We start from the raw sequence: 17,226 nt of genomic DNA, 5'->3' as shown, positions 1-17,226 counted from the left end.
GGACCTGCGCCCGCGAACCGCGCCGCTGGCCGGATGCCCGGCTATACTCGTGCCGGACCCGCCCCCTCCCTGCCCGGCTGGAGGACCCGGCTCGAGAGGTGCGTCGTGGTTAATTAGTTAATAGCAGGATGCGTGCCAAGACAGAAATGACGTAAATTCAGTTATTTGCGGTGTTTGAATTGAGGGGTTTGTAAAGGTTAACAGAAATCGTCGTTTTCTGGTGTTAACCTTTCTTTACGTTTTTTTGCGGGACGTGTGCTTGTTCAGCAGAAACGCCCCTCCGCGGGGGGCGGAGAGGCGTTCCATTCTGCCATGCTTTCCGGCTGTCGAAGCCGGTAACGAGCGGATCAGGCCCGGCGGCGCGCCGCCGCAAAGCCCAGGCCCAGCAGGCCGACGCCCATCAGGCCGAGCATGCCCGGCTCGGGCACAGAGGTCACCGAAAGCTCGGCGATGTCGAAACCGTCCGTGGACCCGGTACCCACGATGTTGGACGACGTGTCGGTCAGCCGCATCGCATTGAAGGTGCCGCTCAGCACCGTCAGCGTGAAGTTAGACGTGGCGCCGGCAACGACACCGACCACCGTCGCAACGCCGGAGCCGGCGTCGACCGCCTGGGTTCCGCCGGGGGCCGCGTTGTTGAACAGTTCGGCGATGTCGATCCACGTCGCGGTGCCCACGTCGAACAGCGACAGAATTGCCGATTCAGCGTGGTTCGAGCCGAGGTTCGTCAATTCGACCACCGTGCCGTCCGTGATGGCGTTGGTGGAGGGGACGATCTCAAGCGCGATGTTCCCTCCGAGGCCCAGCGAGAACATGGTCGTCGTGTCGTTGTCGAACATGTTGCCGAGGATCGAGCGGTTGGCGGCAACGCCCCCAGCCTGGTTGTTCGTGATCGTGAACTCGGCCTCGGTGTCGTGGACAATAATGCCCGCAGACGCCGTGCCTGCGACGCCAACCACCATAGCGGCGGCAAAGGCGGTCGAGGTAATCAGCTTCTTCATAATCTGCTTCCTTCTCCCATGCGCCGAACTCATACGTACGGCTAGGTTGGTGTCCGACATCGAAGCAGGAAGCGTGCCAAAAAAAAGTCCCAAGAGAGTCAGTAATCTAAATGAATGGATCGCTCTGTTGCTGGCAAAAACAGGAATGTTTTGGGGGAATCCTGTCTCAATGTTTTTACACGAGGCGAGCCGTGGGTTGTAAATACATTCGCGTTTAGGTCGAATACCAGTATAAGAAAATCTCCCTAAGCGCGAATCACGCGGCACGCACCGTCCCTTTGTGCATTCCTCTTCCGGCGCGGGCGCGCACGCTCGCCTGTTGTCGCGAGGGGGGCTTCCCGCCTAAACTCCCGCGCCGAAACGAACCCGCCTGCCAGTGAGGAAATGCCCAGGATGGACGCCAAGCCCTTCGACAAGTCGAAACTGCCCAGCCGCCATGTGACCGAGGGGCCGGAGCGCGCGCCGCACCGGTCATATTATTACGCGATGGGCCTGACGGAGGAGCAGATCCACCAGCCTCTCGTCGGCGTCGCGTCCTGCTGGAACGAGGCCGCGCCCTGCAACATCGCGCTCATGCGCCAGGCGCAGGCGGCCAAGCGCGGCGTCTGGGCGGCGCAGGGAACGCCGCGGGAGTTCTGCACGATCACCGTCACCGACGGCATCGCCATGGGCCACCAGGGCATGAAGTCCTCGCTGGTCAGCCGCGAGGTGATCGCGGATTCGGTCGAACTCACCATGCGCGGGCATTGCTACGATGCGCTCGTCGGCCTCGCTGGCTGCGACAAGTCGCTGCCGGGCATGATGATGGCGATGGTGCGCCTCAACGTGCCGAGCGTGTTCCTCTACGGCGGCTCGATCCTGCCGGGCCGCTTCCAGGACCGCGACGTGACCGTCCAGGACGTGTTTGAGGCGGTGGGCCAGCATTCGGCCGGCAACATGTCCGACGAAGACCTGCACGCGCTGGAATGCGTGGCGTGCCCGTCGGCAGGCGCATGCGGCGGCCAGTTCACGGCGAACACCATGGCCTGCGTGTCGGAGGCGCTGGGCCTCGCCCTGCCGCTCTCGTCCGCGGCGCCCGCTCCCTACGAGGACCGGGACCAGTATGCCGAGGCGTCTGGCCGCGCGGTCATGCGCCTCATCGCCGACAATCTGCGCCCGCGCGAGATCGTGACGCGCAAGGCGCTGGAGAACGCGGCCGTCGTCGTCGCGGCCACCGGCGGCTCGACCAATGCGGCGCTGCACCTGCCCGCCATCGCGAACGAGTGCGGCATCGACTTCGACCTGTTCGACGTGGCGGAGGTCTTCAAGCGCACGCCCTACATGACCGACCTCAAGCCCGGCGGCAAATATGTCGCCAAGGACATGTACGAAGCTGGCGGCATGCCGATCCTGCTCAAGCTCCTGATGGAGGCGGGCCACATCCACGGCGACTGCATGACCGTCACCGGCAAGACGGTCGAGGAGAACCTGAAGGATGTGAAGGCGGTGGCCGACCGCAAGGTCTTCTATCCGCCGAAGGATCCGCTGTCCCCCACGGGCGGCGTGACGGGTCTGAAGGGCAACCTCGCCCCCGACGGCGCCATCGTGAAGGTCGCGGGCATGTCCAACCTGAAGTTCCGCGGCCCCGCCCGTTGCTTCGACTGTGAGGAGGACGCCTTCGCCGCGGTGGAGCGCAAGGAGTACAAGGAGGGCGAGGTGCTCGTCATCCGCTACGAGGGCCCCAAGGGCGGCCCCGGCATGCGCGAGATGCTGGCGACCACGGCGGCGCTCTACGGCCAGGGCATGGGCGACAAGGTGGCGCTGATCACGGACGGGCGCTTCTCGGGCGCGACGCGCGGCTTCTGCATCGGCCACGTCGGCCCCGAAGCCGCGGTCGGCGGACCGATCGGCCTGCTGCGCGACGGCGACATCATCGTCATTGACGCGGAGAACGGGCGCCTCGACGTCGAACTGTCGGACGAGGAACTGGCGGCGCGGGCGAAGGACTGGGCCCCGCGCACGCCGGAGATCACGTCCGGCGTGATCTGGAAGTATGCGCAGACGGTGGGCAGCGCGCGCAACGGCGCGGTGACCCAGCCGGGCGCGAAGGGTGAGAGTTCCTGCTACGCCGACATCTGAGGCCAGCGGACGGACAATCGCGGTCCGCGCGGCAACCCGCGCGGACCTCGATGACTTGTGCGCGCTGGAGCAGGCGAGCTTCCCCGGCGACCTTATGAGCCGCAGGGCGCTCGCGCGCGCCATCGCCAGTCCCAGCGTGCGCGTTCTCGTCACACCCGGGGCGGGGCCCGGCGGGCTCGGCGCGGCGGCCATCGTCTTCTACCGACAGGGGACCGGTGTCGCCCGGCTCTACTCCATCGCTACCGCCGCCGCGGTGCGGGGCCTCGGGCACGGCGACGCGCTTCTTGCGGCGGCCGAGGCAGACGCGGTGGGCCGCGGGTGTGTGCGGATGCGGCTGGAGGTGCGTGCCGACAACGCCGTCGCCGCCGACTGGTACCGGCGGCGGGGGTTCCGGCCGCTCGGCCTGCGGGCCGCCTATTACGAGGACGGCATGGATGCACTACGTTTCGAGAAGCGTCTCGGCTGAGGCGCCGGACGCACATGGAGATCGCTCCCGCGCATGAGTACCTGGGTCATCGTCGTCGACCGGCTTAAGGACTTCCCGAACGCCGATACGCCTCACAAGGTCATCACGGCGCGGGATTACCTGTCGCGTCCGCAACTGTTTGCCGAACAGCGCCCCAAGATCATCAACCTGGCGCGCAGCTTCGCGTACCAGGGGGCCGGATACTATTGCTCGTTGCTGGCGGAGGCGCGGGGACATCGCGTGCTGCCGTCGGTCGAGACCATCCTCGACCTGTCGAGGGCGAGCCTCTACCGCACTGCCGTGCCCGAGATCGAGGCGGCGCTCAACCGCTGCGTGGAGAAACTGCCGGAGAAACCGGCGGGCACGCTGCGCCTGCTCGTCTGTTTCGGGGCGGCGGACCGGCCGGGCTATGGCGACTTCGCCCGGCTCCTCTTCGACTGGTACCGGGCGCCCGTGGTCGAGGTGACGGCAAGCGTCGGGAAATGGGTCACGATCAAGCGCATCCGCCTGATGCCCCTGACAGCCCTGACACCGGAGGAGGCGGCCTTCCTGCGCGAGCGGCTCACAGCGCACACGCGCGGACAGTGGCGCTCGCCCAAGGCGCGGACGCCGGCGAAATGGTCGCTCGCCGTGCTGCATGACCCGCAGGAGGCGCTGCCGCCCTCGGATACCCGGACGCTCAAGCATTTCGCACGGTTGGCGGAGAAGCGCGGGGTGGAGGTCGAGCCGATCACGAAGCGCGACCTGACGCGGCTTGCCGAGTACGACGCGCTGTTCATCCGCGAGACGACCTCGATCGACAACCACACCTATCGCTTCGCGCGCCGCGCCGTGCAGGAGGGGATGCCGGTCATCGACGATCCGGTCTCGATCACGCGCTGCGCGAACAAGGTCTACCTCGCGGAGGTGCTGCGCGCGCGCAAGATCCCCACGCCGCGCACCTTGATCGTCGACGACGCCAAGGACATCGCGCGCATCGAGGCCGAGCTTGCCTATCCCGTCGTGGTCAAGATCCCCGATGGCTCGTTCAGCCGAGGGGTGAAGAAGGCGTCGACGCGGGAGGAATTGCAGGCGCTGCTCGCCCAGATGCTGGAGGACAGCGACCTGATCCTCGTGCAGGAGTTCATGCCGACCGAGTTCGACTGGCGGGTGGGCGTGCTCGACGGCGAGCCGCTGTTCGTCTGCCAGTACCTGATGGCCAAGAAGCATTGGCAGATCGTCCGCCACGATCCGGACGGCAAGGCGCACGAAGGTGGTTTCCGGACGTTCGCAGTGGAAGACGCCCCCGCAGAGGTCGTGGAGATCGCGACCAAGGCTGCGCGCCTGATGGGGCGGGGGCTCTACGGCGTGGACCTGAAGCAGAACGAGAAGGGCGTCTTCGTCATCGAGATCAACGACAACCCGAACCTCGTCCATGGCGTCGAGGACGCGGTGGCGAAGGACGCGGTGTGGAACCGGCTGCTGGACTGGTTCCTCGTCCGCCTCGAACGGCGGTGAGGTGCTGCGGGCTCAGGCTGCCGCGCGCCCGGACGGGCGGCTCGCCTCGTCCGCGCCGAGCCGCGCCGTCAGGCCGAGCAGGCAGTCGCGCTGGAAGGTCACGCTGACCGTCGTGCCCTTGCCCGGTGCGCTGTCTATGCGCATGGTTCCGCCCTGCACCTCGATGAGTTGCTTGGTGAGCGGCAGGCCGAGGCCGGTGCCGACGCGCGAGCGGTTGTAGCTGTTTTCCACCTGGCCGAAGGGCTTGAGCGCGGTCTTCAGCTCCTCCGCGTTCATGCCGATGCCCGTGTCGGTGATGCGGAAGACCAGGGTCTCGTCGTTCTCCAGCAGGCACTCCAGGCTCACACGGCCGCCGGGCGGGGTGTATTTGGTCGCGTTCGACAGCAGGTTGAGCAGAACCTGACGCATGCGGATGGCACTCGCCATCAGCTTGATGTTGCGGCCCACCTCGCAGGCATGCACGAAGGAGAGCTTCCGTTCGGCCGCGATGGGTTCGATGATCGAGACCACGGTTTCCACCGCGTCGAAGGGAGAGAAGGGGTCCTTCTCCACCGCGAACTCGCCCGCCTCGATCTTGGAGAGGTCGAGAAGGTCGTTCACGATGTTGAGCAGGTGCCGCCCGCTTTCGTGGACGTCGCCGGCGTAGGCCCGGTACCGCTCCGACCCCATGGGGCCGAAGATTTCCGTCTTCATCACTTCCGAAAAGCCGATAATCGCGTTGAGCGGGGTGCGCAACTCGTGGCTCATGTTGGCGAGAAATGCGCTCTTGGCCTTGTTGGCGGCACGTGCGTCCTCCGCAAGCGAGGTCAGCAGCCGCCGGTTCTGCGCCACATGCGCAACCATCCCGTTGAAGGCATCCTGAAGGTCCATGGCCGCCGGGCAGGTGACGCCGGGGCCGAGGTTCACCTGGACACGGTCGTTGCCCTCTGCGACCTCGCGCGCTGCCGCTGCGATGGCCTCGAGCGTGCGGGAGAAGCGGTAGCGCACCCCAGCCGCCGCGGCCATCGCCGCCCCGGCCACTACGGCCGCAAACCCTGCGCCTGGTGCACCTGCCAGCCACCCGCCTGCCGCAGCGGACAGCGCAAGGAGCCCTGCAGCGGCGAGGATTGGGCGCACGAGCGTGCGTGCGGTGGATGTGTGCTCTGACCTGACCATCTACTCAACTACGGCCGATTCGCCTGGATAATGTTCCGCTGAGTAGAAAGGATAGGGCGTACCGCTTACTGAAAGGATAATGTGTCGTGTAAAATTTAGCTCAATCCCGAAGTGGATTGCATAGGGGTGCGTTTATTCTCCGATCGCTCGCCGTAAATACTAGTGTATGCAGGTTTCATAATGAAACATTGCAGTCACGGGCACATGATCTGAAGGCTTTTCACGCCCCCGGGCGGTCTTGTGGATTGCAACGCTGTCGAGCCGGTCGGCGGCCTGCGGGCTGAGCAGGAGGTGGTCGATGCGGATGCCGCGGTTCTTCTGCCAGGCGCCGCCCTGGTAGTCCCAGAATGTATAGAGCCCGTCCGACAGGTCGCAGGCACGCACGGCGTCGGTCAGGCCGAGGTTCAGGAGGCGGCGGTAGGCAGCGCGCGATTCGGGCTGGAAAAGCGCATCGCCCTCCCACGCCTTCGGGTCGTGGCAGTCGCGCGGCTCGGGGATGATGTTGTAGTCGCCCGCGAAGACGCATGCCTCCTCCTGCGCGAGGAGGTTCTTCACATGCGCCTCGAACGCGGAAAGCCACGCGAGCTTGTAGGTGAACTTCTCCGTCCCAACGGGATTGCCGTTCGGCATGTAGGCGCCGGCGACGCGAACAGGCGCCATGCCCTTGGGCGCCACCAGTGCCTCGATATAGCGCGCCTGCTCGTCCTGGAACCCCGGCAGGCCCCTCACCACGTCTTCGAGCGGGAAGCGCGAGAGCAGGGCGACGCCGTTGTAGGTCTTCTGGCCGTGCGTCTCTACCGTGTAGCCCCGCTCCTCGAACGCCTCGCGCGGAAACGCCTCGTCGACGCACTTCAGCTCCTGGAGGCAGGCAACGTCCGGTTTCGCCTCGTCGAACCAGGCGAGCACATTCTCCAGCCGCGCCTTGATCGAATTGACGTTCCAGGTGGCGACGGTCAGCGCGGACGGTGCGGACAAGGCGGCACGGGCCTCCGTTCAGGCGGCGGAGCGGGTGGGGCGGGCGTCAGACGGAAAAGCTGGTGCCGCAGCCGCAAGACGCGGTCGCGTTCGGGTTCACCACCTTGAAGGCCGCGCCGACAAGGTCGTCCACGAAGTCCAGGACGGACCCCGCGAGGAAGGGCGTCGACATGGAATCGACCACGACTGTCGCGCCGTGCTTCTCGATCACGATGTCGTCGCCGGTCGTCTCGGTGTCGAGCGTGAAAGCATACTGGAAGCCGGAACAGCCGCCGCCGTTCACGGCGAGCCGCAGCATCGTGCCCGCGGGCTCCTCCTTCAGGATTTCGGCGATCCGGGCCGCGGCACTGTCGCTCACGCGAATCGGGGCGTCGAGAACGTCGCTCATGAAACTCGCTCCTGCTCTGTCGTGCCTAATCTAATCGCGCGGGCGGGCATTTCAAAGTGTGGGGCGTGCGTCTATAAGGCGGACGGTGCGGCGCGCGCGGTGCGAGACGCGCGCACAGCGGTTGAGGAGAGCCATGCCCATGGGCGAGCGCGCGGCCTTTGCCTGCGATCCGGGACGGTCCCGGGGACGCCTGATCGCCGAGCCGGAAGCGACCAACCGGAGCGCCTTCCAGCGCGACCGCGACCGCATCATCCATTCGACCGCCTTCCGCAGGCTGAAGCACAAGACGCAGGTGTTCGTCTATCACGAGGGTGACCATTTCCGCACCCGCCTGACGCACAGCCTGGAGGTCGCGCAGATCGCGCGCGCCATCGCGCGGACGCTGGGCCTCGACGAGGACCTGGCGGAGGCACTGGCGCTCGCCCACGACTTCGGCCACACGCCCTTCGGCCACGCGGGCGAGGATGCGCTGGACGCCTGCATGAAGCCCTGGGGCGGCTTCGACCACAATGCGCAGACGCTGCGGATCGTCACGAGGCTGGAGCAGAAATACGCCGACTTCGACGGGCTGAACCTGACGTGGGAAACGCTCGAGGGCCTCGTGAAGCACAACGGCCCCATGGACCGGCCCGTGCCGCGCGCCATCGCGGACTATGTCGCGCGCCACGACCTGGAGATCGCCACCTGGCCGTCGCTGGAGGCACAGGTCGCCGCGATCGCCGACGACATCGCCTATGACAACCACGACATCGACGACGGGCTGCGGGCCGGGCTGTTCACCGTGGAGGACCTGGCGGCCGTGCCCTTCTTCGGGGAGATGTTCCGCGAGGTGGAGGAACGCTATCCCGGTATCGACCCCTCGCGCCTCATTCACGAAGCGGTGCGCCGCCTGATAGGCGACATGGTCGACGACGTGGTGGCGGAGACGCGCGCCCGGGTGGCCGAGGCGCGCCCGCGCTCGGTGGAGGATGTGCGGGGCGCGGGCCGCGCGCTCGCGGGCTTCTCGGCGGCGATGGCAGGCCATGACAAGGCGCTCAAGGCGTTCTTGCATGGCCACATGTATCGCCACTACAAGGTCAACCGCATGATGAGCAAGGCACGGCGGATCGTGACCGACCTCTTCGCGCTCTACATGGCGGAGCCGGGCATCCTGCCCGACGGCTGGCGGCGGAGCGCGGAAGAGGCGGACGAGGCGGCCCGCGCGGCGCTCGTCGCCGATTTCATCGCCGGAATGACCGACCGTTTCGCGATCGAGGAACATCGCCGGCTGTTCGATCTGACGTCAGGGGATCTATGAGCGTTTTCAGCGACATCTCGGCCGAGCTTGAGGCCGTTCTGGACCGGCTTGTCTCGGAAGGCGTGCTGCCGGACGGCATCGACCGCGGCCCTGTCACGGTGGAGCCGCCGCGCGATCCGTCGCACGGCGACCTCGCGACCAATGCAGCGATGGTGCTGGCGAAGAAGGCGGGCATGAAGCCGCGCGACCTGGCGGAGAAGATTGCCGGGGGTCTGCGCGAGGCCGAGGGCGTCGTCGCGGTCGATATCGCGGGGCCGGGGTTCATCAACCTGCGTCTCTCCCCGGCCCGCTGGCAGCGGGAAGTGGCCACGATCCTGTCGCGCGGGACGGACTATGGCCGCTCGCAGACCGGCGCGGGGGAGCTTGTGAACGTGGAGTATGTCTCCGCCAACCCGACGGGGCCGCTGCACGTCGGCCACTGCCGTGGCGCGGTGTTCGGCGACGCGCTGGCCCGCCTGCTGCAGTTCGCGGGCTTCGAGGTGGTGAAGGAATACTACATCAACGACGCCGGCGCGCAGGTCGACGTGCTGGGCCGGTCTGCCTTCCTGCGCTACCGCGAGGCGCTGGGCGAGGACATCGGCGAGATCCCGGAAGGCCTCTATCCCGGCGATTACCTGAAGCCCGTCGGCGTGGCGCTGGCGGACGCGCACGGGCGCGCGCTCCTCGACATGGACGAGGAGGCGTGGTTGCCCATCGCGCGCCAGACCGCCGTCGACATGATGATGGCGATGATCCGCGACGACCTCGACGTGCTGGCGATCCGGCACGATGTATTCACGTCCGAGCGCGGGCTGGTGGAGAGCGGCGCGGTCGACCGCGCGCTCGCCGATCTCGAATCCCGGGGGCTGATCTACGAGGGCGTGCTGGAGCCGCCGAAGGGCAAGACGCCGGACGACTGGGAGCCGCGCCCGCAGCTACTATTCCGCGCGACCGATTTCGGTGACGACGTGGACCGCCCGCTGAAGAAGTCGGACGGCAGCTACACCTATTTCGCCTCCGACATCGCCTATCACAAGGACAAGGTGGACAGGGGCGCGCGCTCCCTCATCGACGTGTGGGGGGCGGACCACGGCGGCTATGTGACGCGGATGCAGGCGGCGGTGCGTGCGCTGACGCAAGGGCAGGGCGACCTCGACGTGAAGCTCTGCCAGATCGTGCGTCTTTTCCGCGCGGGCGAGCCGGTGCGCATGTCGAAGCGCGCGGGCTCCTTCGTGACGCTGCGCGACGTGGTGGACGAGGTGGGCCCGGACGTCGTGCGCTTCATGATGCTGACGCGCAAGAACGACGCCCAGCTCGACTTCGACTTCGCCAAGGTGCTGGAGCAATCCAAGGACAACCCGGTCTTCTACGTTCAGTACGCGCATGCGCGTGTCTGCTCGGTCCTGCGCAACGCGGCCGCCGAGCTTCCGGGCCAGGACCTGGCCGACGCGGCGCTGGCGGAAGCCGACCTCAAACTGCTGGCCGACGAAGGCGAGCTTGGCCTTGCCCGCAAGCTCGGCGAGTTTCCGCGCATGGTCGAGCAGGCGGCCCGCGCGCACGAGCCGCACCGCGTCGCCTTCTACCTGGAAGATCTCGCGGCCTCGTTCCACGCACACTGGAACCGGGGCAAGGAGGAACCCTCGTTGCGCTTCATCCTGTCTGATAAGCTGCCACTGACGCTTGCCCGGCTCGCACTGATTCGGGCGGTGGCGGTTGTTCTTTCGGCGGGATTGGGCCTGATGGGCGTGACGCCGGTGGAGGACATGCGCTGAAGGACCGCGCGGGCAGCTTTCGTCCGCGCCGGAAAGGGTGAGAGGACGCATGGCGGTTGCGATCGACGATGGCGGGCGGCCGAGGCGCGCGCTGGTCTGGGCTGGCGGCGCGTTCCTGTCGCTCTTCCTGTTCGGGGCGGTCATCGCGCTCAGCTACAATCTCGGCGCGCGCGAGGGCGGGGTGGGGGAGCTTCCCATCATCCGCGCCGACGCAGGTCCGCTGAAGGTCGCACCCGAGAACCCGGGAGGCGAAACGTTCCCGCATCAGAACATTGGCGTCTACGACCGCATCTCCGGCGAGATGCGACCCGTGGTGGAACAGCTCATGCCGCCGGTCGAGGAGCCCGCGCTCCCGGCTGAGGCCGGGGGAACGGGCCCGCGCGTGATCGACGGCGGCGCCGGGAGCGAAACCGCGGCGGCGACGCCACGGCCGGGCGGCGACAGCGCCACCGGCAGCGCGGAGGCCGGATCGGGCGCACCTGCGCCGGCCGGCGAGGAGACGAAGGCCGCCGGCCTCTCCATGGAAGATCTTTTGAAGCGGGACGTGCCGGAGGCGGCCGCGCCGGAGCGCGCCGGTATCGCGGAGGCGCCGAAAGCGGCAGCCGATGCAGCCGACAAGGTAGCGGACACGGCCGCCGACAAGCTGGCCGCCCGCGTGACCGGGGAGACCCCGGTGCCGGCCAAACCCGCCGAAACTGAGCCCGCTGCCGTATCGAAGGCGGCGCCGGAGACTTCCGCACCGGGCACACCGCGTGTCGTGGAGCAGCAGGTGCCGACGCCGCAGACCACTGTGGATGCCGGCTCCTCAGGGCCGCCGCGCGTGCTGGGCGAAGGGGCTCAGCCCGTCGCGCAGACGCCGGCCCCAGCCGAGGCTCCGCCCCCCGCGAAGCCCGCGGCGCAAGCCGCGACAGGCACACAGCCCGAGCCGAAGACCCAGGTGGCCGCGCTCCAGCCCGCGCAGCAGGCGCCGCAGCCGGCCTCCAGCCTGACGGGCGTGCGCATCCAGATCGGCTCCTTCCGCACGCGCGAGCAGGCGGAAGAGGCATGGCAGGCCGCGGCCCAGAAGCACAAGGACCTGCTCGCGGGCCTGCGCCCGGCGATCGAGCGGGCAGACCTCGGCCAGCGCGGCGTCTTCCACCGGGTGCAGATCGGCCCGCTCGAGAACCGCGCATCGGCAGCCAGCCTCTGCAAGCTTCTCGACGAGCGCGGTCAGCCCTGCATCGTTGCCACGAAGTGACCCGCGTGTGGCCTTGGACATGACGGGGCCGCGCGCAGCCATCGTCGGGTGCCTGGGCGAAGGATTGAGCGCGCAGGAGCGGGCGCTGTTCCGCGCTTCCGATCCGCTGGGCCTCATCCTCTTCCGTCGCAATTGCACGGATCCGGCCCAGGTCCGCGCGCTGGTCGCGGACTTCAGGGAGACGGTCGGCCGCGCCGATGCGCCCGTGCTGATCGACCAGGAAGGCGGCCGGGTGCAGCGCCTGCGCCCGCCGCACTGGCGCGACTATCCTCCGGCGGCGGTGTTCGGGGCGCTTTACGAGGCGGACCCGGACGCCGCGTGCGAGGCGGCCTGGCTCAATGCCGCGCTTCAGGCGGCCGAGCTTGCGCCCCTCGGAATCACGGTCAATTGCGCGCCGATGATCGACGTGCGTGACCCGGACGCGCATGACATCGTCGGCGACCGCGCCTTTTCCGGCGACCCGGAGGTGGTGATCCCGCTCGGCCGTGCCGTCATGGACGGGCTGCTGTCGGGCGGCGTCCTGCCCGTGATCAAGCACGTGCCGGGCCATGGCCGTGCGCGCGCCGACAGCCACGAGGAATTGCCGGTGGTGGAGGCCGGCCGCGCCGCGCTCGCCCGCGACTTTGCGCCTTTCCGTGCGCTGGCCGACGCGCCCTTCGCGATGACGGCGCACGTGGTCTACACCACCCTCGATGCTGTGCGGCCTGCCACGCTCTCGCGCGCGGTCGTCGAGGGCGTGATGCGCGGCGAAATGGGGATCGAGGGCGTGATCCTTTCGGACGATCTCTCGATGAAGGCGCTCTCCGGAACGCTGGGGGAGCGGGCGGCGGACGCGATCGCGGCAGGGTGCGACGTGGCGCTCCATTGCAACGGAGAGATGGCTGAGATGGCCGAGGTGCTGGACGGCGTGCCGCGGCTGTCGGGTGCGGCGCTTGCCCGCGTCGAGGCGGCGCTCGCGCGGGTGCGGAGGCCTGCGCCGGCGGACGGTGGCGACCTGCTCGCCCGCCGCGATGCCTTGCTTGCGCCCGTGCTTCCGGCGTAAGCCTTGAGCCATGGCGAAGGGTGGTCCCGCATCCGGCAGCGACGATGACGAGCCGTTCGATCTTGCGGACATCGAGACGCGGGACGAGGGCGAGGCGCTTGTCGTCGACATCGACGGGTTCGAGGGGCCGCTCGACCTTCTTCTGACGCTCGCCCGACAGCAGAAGGTGGACCTGCGGCAGATCTCCATCCTCGCGCTTGCCGAGCAGTATCTCGCCTTTGTGGCCGAGGTGCGCGAGAAGCGCATCGAGCTTGCCGCCGACTATCTCGTGATGGCCGCCTGGCTCGCCTATCTCAAGTCCCGCCTGCTGCTCCCCAAGCCGCAGGCGGACGGCCCATCGGGGGAGGAGCTGGCCGCGCGGCTGGCGTTCCGGCTGCAGCGTCTCGACGCAATGCGCCAGGCCGCGGCGCGGCTTTTCGCGCGCGACCGGCTGGGGCGCGACGTCTTTGCGCGCGGCGTGCCGGAGAAGGTGACGGTGACGCGCACCACGACGCACACCGCGACGCTCTTCGACCTGCTCAGCGCCTATGCCGCGGTGAAGTCGAGCCACATCCGCGAGACCTACGAGGTGCGCCGCCCCTTCGTCTACACGATGGACGACGCGCTCAACCGGATGCGCACGCTGGTGGGGCACATCGGCGACTGGACGGATCTCGAAAGCTTCCTGCCGCCGGAACTGCGCCAGGGCGGGCGCTCGCGCTCGGCGCTGGCGGGCACCTTCGCCGCGACACTCGAACTTGTCCGGCAGGGCCAGCTGGACCTGCGGCAATCGGAAACCTTCGGGCCGCTGGAGATCCGGCGGCGCAAGGAGTGAGGACATGGCAGACGAGACGGATCGCCCCCAGGGCACGGTGATGAAGGGACTGCTCGCCGACCCGGCGATGCGCGACCATCTGCGGCTGATCGAGGCGCTGGTGTTCGCGTCCGCCAGCCCGGTCGAGGAATCCGCCATCGCCGAGCGTCTGCCCGAAGGCGTCGACCCCGCGCCCCTGCTGGAGACGCTCTCGCGCGATTATGCCAACCGCGGCGTGAACCTGCGCAAGGTCGGCACGGCCTGGGCCTTCCGCACCGCGCCCGACCTCGCCTTCCTCATGCGCAAGGAGGTGGAGGAGGAGCGCAAGCTGTCCCGCGCGGCTATCGAGACGCTGGCCATCATCGCCTATCACCAGCCGGTCACCCGCACCGAGATCGAGGAGGTGCGCGGCGTCGGCATCGCGCGCGGCACGCTCGACCAGCTTGTCGAGATCGGTTGGGTGAAGCTCGGCCGCCGCCGCCAGACGCCGGGGCGGCCCGTGACCTTCGTGACGACGCAAGGCTTCCTCGACCATTTCGGGCTGGAGGCACTGAAGGACCTGCCGGGCGCGAAGGAGCTGCGCGAGGCGGGCTTCCTCTCGGCCGAGCCGCCGCCGGGCTTCACCCCGCCGGAGGAGATGGGCCTCGACGGGGAGGAGGACGACGACGGTCTGTCGGACGCCGAGCGCGAGGCGGAGGCCGCGATGCGCCTCGACGACCGCGACGGTTTCTGACCGGCCAGTAACCCGCCCAGTCACCCGGGCGATTGATCGGGCGGCAGCTTTGTCCTAGCTAAGAGGCCACTTATCCGGCCGCTTCGCCATTCCGCACGCCGAAGGCACCCGACTGCCCATGTCCCATCCGCTCGATCACGGTCTCAGCCTGCGCGCCGTTACCCGCCGCTTCGGCGGCGTGACCGCCGCGGACGAGGTGTCGATCAACGTTGGCGCGGGCGAGGTGGTGTGCCTTCTGGGGCCCTCGGGCTGCGGCAAGACGACGACGCTCCGGATCGCTGCCGGGCTCGAACGGCCCGACGCGGGCGAAGTCTACATCGACGGACGCCTCGTCGCCGGGCGGGGCCTCTTCGTACCTCCGGAGGACCGGGGGGTGGGCCTGATGTTCCAGGACTTCGCGCTCTTCCCGCACCTCGACGTGACCGGCAACGTGACCTTCGGCCTGACGCGGATGTCGGGCCGGGAGCGTGCGGCCCGCGCGGCGGAGGTGCTGGACCTCGTCGGACTCTCCCACCTTGCGAAGGCATGGCCGCACACGCTGTCGGGCGGCGAGCAGCAGCGCGTCGCGCTCGCCCGCGCGCTTGCGCCGCGCCCCGGCGTGATCCTGATGGACGAACCGTTCTCCGGCCTCGACCGGCGCCTGCGCGACCAGGTGCGCGACCAGACCATCGCGATCCTGAAGGCGGCGGACGCGGCCACGCTCTTCGTCACGCACGAGCCGGAGGAGGCGCTGCGCGTCGCCGACCGCATCGTGCTGATGCGCGCGGGCCAGGTGGTGCAGGCCGGAACGCCGCTGGAGATCTACGAGGATCCGGTCGACCGCGACGCGGCCTATTTCTTCAGTGACCTCAACGAGTTCGAGGTGCGGGTGACGGGCGGCATGGCGATGACGCCGGCAGGTCCCGTGCCGGCCGGCGAGATGGCAGACGGCGCGCGCGTGCGCGTGTGCGTGCGCCCCGAGGCGGTGCTGATCGATACCGACGAGAGCGGCGATGGGATCGCGGCGGAGGTGACGGCCGCCCGCTTCATGGGGCACGAGACGCTGACGGAGCTTGCGCTGCCCGGAAACGCCGTCCGCGTGCAGGCGCTCGTTCCCGGTCGCGCGCCGGTGGACATCGGCGGGCGGGCGCGGGTTCGCATCGATCCCGAGGGCGCATTTGTCTTTGCGTCCGCGCAGGGAAGTGACTAGGTAATTGGGATGCAGGGAGTGGCGCGAACGGTCCGCCGACAGGACCGGCGCCGGAATGGAGTTAGAACATGGGTATCAGCTTCTGGCAGATCCTGATCGTCGCGCTTCTGGTCGTGCTGCTGTTCGGCCGCGGCAAGATCTCCGATCTGATGGGCGACGTCGCCAAGGGCATCAAGAGCTTCAAGAAGGGCATGAACGACGACGACACCGAAGTCGCCAAGAAGCCCGTCGAAGACAAGTCCGCCTCGACGATCGACGTCACGCCGGAAAAGGACAAGACCACGACGGGAAGCTGAGGCGCGTCTTCCGCGCTCCGCCTTTCCAATCGGGTCCTGTGATGGGCTGTCATGCTCGATCTCGGCTGGTCTGAGCTTCTCGTCATCGCGGTCGTGGCGATCATCGTCGTCGGACCGAAGGACCTTCCGCGCCTGATGCGCAGCGTCGGCCAGTGGATCCGCAAGGCCAAGCGCATGGCGTCGGAGTTCCAGCAGGGCATCGAGGACATGGTGCGCGACGAGGAGCTGACGTCCATCCGCAAGGATGTCGAGCAGATGACCCGCATGGACCCGACCTCCGGCTCGTCGGCGCCGAAGCCGAAGGCCGTTGCCGCAACGCCGGCGGCGGACGCGGACGAAAAGGCGCCCGCGGCGAAGGCTGCGGCGGAGCAACCGGTCGGGGAGACAGCTGCCGTGCCGGCGGCGGCGGAGCAGGGTGAAAAGCCCGCGCCCGCGGCGGCAGAGGTGGAGCGCGAACGCGGATGAACGGTCTGGTTCGGGGGGCATGGCTGTGAGCGAGGATGATATCGACGCCTCGCGCGCCCCGCTCATCGAGCACCTGATCGAATTGCGCCAGCGGCTGATGCGCGCGATGGCGTTTCTCGCGGTGGCGTTCGTCGTCTGCTATTACTTCTCCGAGGACATTTACGGCTTTCTCGCGCAGCCGCTCGCCAACGCCTATGGCGGAGAGCAGGCGCGCATGATCATCACCGCGCCGCAGGAAGCCTTCTTCACCTATCTCAAGCTGTCGCTGTTCGGCGGGTTCTGCCTCGCCTTCCCGATGATCGCGAACCAGATCTGGGCATTCGTGGCGCCGGGCCTCTACAGCCACGAGAAGCGCGCGTTCCTGCCCTTCCTGCTGGCGACGCCGGTGTTGTTCCTGATCGGGGCGAGCCTCGTCTACTTCCTCATCATGCCGCTGGCGCTGGAGTTCTTCCTGAGCTTCCAGACGACCGGACAGGACACGCCCTTGCCGATCCAGCTGGAAACGCGGGTCAGCGAGTACCTCTCGCTCGTCATGACGCTGATCCTGGCCTTCGGGATCAGCTTCCAGCTTCCGATCCTGCTGATCCTGATGGCGCGGGTGGGGCTCACCTCGGCCGACGGGCTGAAGCGCGGGCGCAAGTACGCCGTTGTTGGCATCTTCGCGGCCGCCGCCATCCTCACGCCGCCCGATCCGATCAGCCAGATCGGCCTCGCGCTGCCGATCATCCTGCTCTACGAGTTCTCGGTCTGGGCCGTCTCCCGGACGGAGCGCAAGCAGGCCGCCGCCCGCGCCGCCGAGGAGGCGGAGGGGTAGGGCAACCGG

Annotated in this window: 17 protein-coding genes; 13 read left to right on the top strand and 4 right to left on the bottom strand. The window is 68.2% G+C overall.

Going from position 1 to position 17,226, the window contains the following annotated elements:
- Window positions 1–347 precede the first annotated feature (347 nt).
- Window positions 348–1,001 carry a PEP-CTERM sorting domain-containing protein gene (locus tag NJQ99_RS06180; protein ID WP_269331912.1) on the bottom strand — a complete coding sequence of 218 codons (654 nt, stop codon included), beginning with the start codon at window positions 999–1,001 and terminating at the stop codon, window positions 348–350.
- A 393-nt stretch (window positions 1,002–1,394) separates the two neighbouring features.
- Here NJQ99_RS06180 and ilvD point away from each other — a divergent pair, with 393 nt between their 5' ends.
- From ilvD to NJQ99_RS06165, 3 genes are read left to right on the top strand one after another with little or no spacing between them, the layout of a single operon-like run.
- Entirely contained in the window at window positions 1,395–3,119 is a 1,725-nt protein-coding gene (gene ilvD / locus NJQ99_RS06175; protein ID WP_269331911.1) for a dihydroxy-acid dehydratase, read from the top strand.
- 55 nt (window positions 3,120–3,174) lie between these two features.
- A complete protein-coding gene (locus tag NJQ99_RS06170; protein ID WP_269331910.1) occupies window positions 3,175–3,585 on the top strand; it encodes a GNAT family N-acetyltransferase in 411 nt (136 codons plus the stop codon).
- A gap of 33 nt (window positions 3,586–3,618) precedes the next feature.
- Complete coding sequence (locus NJQ99_RS06165; protein WP_269331909.1) at window positions 3,619–5,082, top strand: RimK family protein; 1,464 nt, start codon at window positions 3,619–3,621, stop codon at window positions 5,080–5,082.
- A gap of 12 nt (window positions 5,083–5,094) precedes the next feature.
- Here NJQ99_RS06165 and NJQ99_RS06160 read toward each other — a convergent pair whose 3' ends face one another.
- From NJQ99_RS06160 to erpA, 3 genes are all read right to left on the bottom strand, one after another.
- Window positions 5,095–6,102: a sensor histidine kinase gene (locus tag NJQ99_RS06160; RefSeq protein WP_269331908.1), complete on the bottom strand. Its 1,008-nt coding sequence runs from the start codon at window positions 6,100–6,102 to the stop codon at window positions 5,095–5,097.
- A gap of 294 nt (window positions 6,103–6,396) precedes the next feature.
- Window positions 6,397–7,194 (bottom strand): exodeoxyribonuclease III, encoded by a 798-nt coding sequence (xth, locus tag NJQ99_RS06155; protein ID WP_269332091.1) that lies wholly within the window; start codon window positions 7,192–7,194, stop codon window positions 6,397–6,399.
- A 64-nt stretch (window positions 7,195–7,258) separates the two neighbouring features.
- Window positions 7,259–7,600 (bottom strand): iron-sulfur cluster insertion protein ErpA, encoded by a 342-nt coding sequence (erpA, locus tag NJQ99_RS06150; RefSeq protein WP_269331907.1) that lies wholly within the window; start codon window positions 7,598–7,600, stop codon window positions 7,259–7,261.
- A gap of 133 nt (window positions 7,601–7,733) precedes the next feature.
- Between erpA and NJQ99_RS06145 the strand changes: the two genes are divergently transcribed.
- The 10 genes from NJQ99_RS06145 to tatC all read left to right on the top strand — a co-directional run bounded on the left by NJQ99_RS06145 (window position 7,734) and on the right by tatC (window position 17,217).
- Window positions 7,734–8,897: a deoxyguanosinetriphosphate triphosphohydrolase gene (locus NJQ99_RS06145; protein ID WP_407933348.1), complete on the top strand. Its 1,164-nt coding sequence runs from the start codon at window positions 7,734–7,736 to the stop codon at window positions 8,895–8,897.
- Complete coding sequence (gene argS, locus NJQ99_RS06140; RefSeq protein WP_269331905.1) at window positions 8,894–10,648, top strand: arginine--tRNA ligase; 1,755 nt, start codon at window positions 8,894–8,896, stop codon at window positions 10,646–10,648. Before NJQ99_RS06145 ends, argS begins: the two co-directional genes overlap by 4 nt.
- A 49-nt stretch (window positions 10,649–10,697) precedes the next feature.
- Window positions 10,698–11,885, top strand: coding sequence for an SPOR domain-containing protein (locus NJQ99_RS06135; protein ID WP_269331904.1), 1,188 nt, complete (start codon window positions 10,698–10,700; stop codon window positions 11,883–11,885).
- Between the two features lie 19 nt (window positions 11,886–11,904).
- Window positions 11,905–12,927 carry a beta-N-acetylhexosaminidase gene (nagZ, locus tag NJQ99_RS06130; protein ID WP_269331903.1) on the top strand — a complete coding sequence of 341 codons (1,023 nt, stop codon included), beginning with the start codon at window positions 11,905–11,907 and terminating at the stop codon, window positions 12,925–12,927.
- Window positions 12,928–12,937: 10 nt separating this feature from the next.
- The gene (locus tag NJQ99_RS06125; protein ID WP_269331902.1) at window positions 12,938–13,741 is read left to right on the top strand and encodes a segregation and condensation protein A; all 804 of its coding nucleotides are present in this window, start codon (window positions 12,938–12,940) and stop codon (window positions 13,739–13,741) included.
- Window positions 13,742–13,745: 4 nt separating this feature from the next.
- Window positions 13,746–14,453: an SMC-Scp complex subunit ScpB gene (gene scpB / locus NJQ99_RS06120; RefSeq protein WP_331283270.1), complete on the top strand. Its 708-nt coding sequence runs from the start codon at window positions 13,746–13,748 to the stop codon at window positions 14,451–14,453.
- 118 nt (window positions 14,454–14,571) lie between these two features.
- On the top strand, window positions 14,572–15,642 hold the full coding sequence (locus NJQ99_RS06115; protein ID WP_269331901.1) for an ABC transporter ATP-binding protein: 1,071 nt from the start codon (window positions 14,572–14,574) through the stop codon (window positions 15,640–15,642).
- Window positions 15,643–15,710: 68 nt separating this feature from the next.
- Window positions 15,711–15,938 carry a twin-arginine translocase TatA/TatE family subunit gene (locus NJQ99_RS06110; RefSeq protein WP_269331900.1) on the top strand — a complete coding sequence of 76 codons (228 nt, stop codon included), beginning with the start codon at window positions 15,711–15,713 and terminating at the stop codon, window positions 15,936–15,938.
- Between the two features lie 51 nt (window positions 15,939–15,989).
- Window positions 15,990–16,403, top strand: coding sequence for a Sec-independent protein translocase protein TatB (tatB, locus tag NJQ99_RS06105; protein ID WP_269331899.1), 414 nt, complete (start codon window positions 15,990–15,992; stop codon window positions 16,401–16,403).
- A gap of 25 nt (window positions 16,404–16,428) precedes the next feature.
- Window positions 16,429–17,217 carry a twin-arginine translocase subunit TatC gene (gene tatC / locus NJQ99_RS06100; RefSeq protein ID WP_269331898.1) on the top strand — a complete coding sequence of 263 codons (789 nt, stop codon included), beginning with the start codon at window positions 16,429–16,431 and terminating at the stop codon, window positions 17,215–17,217.
- The last annotated feature ends 9 nt before the right edge of the window (window positions 17,218–17,226 follow it).

Origin of the sequence: Futiania mangrovi (assembly GCF_024158125.1) — a bacterium.
GTDB lineage: Bacteria > Pseudomonadota > Alphaproteobacteria > Futianiales > Futianiaceae > Futiania > Futiania mangrovi.
This window is presented reverse-complemented; position numbering and strand designations above follow the sequence as displayed.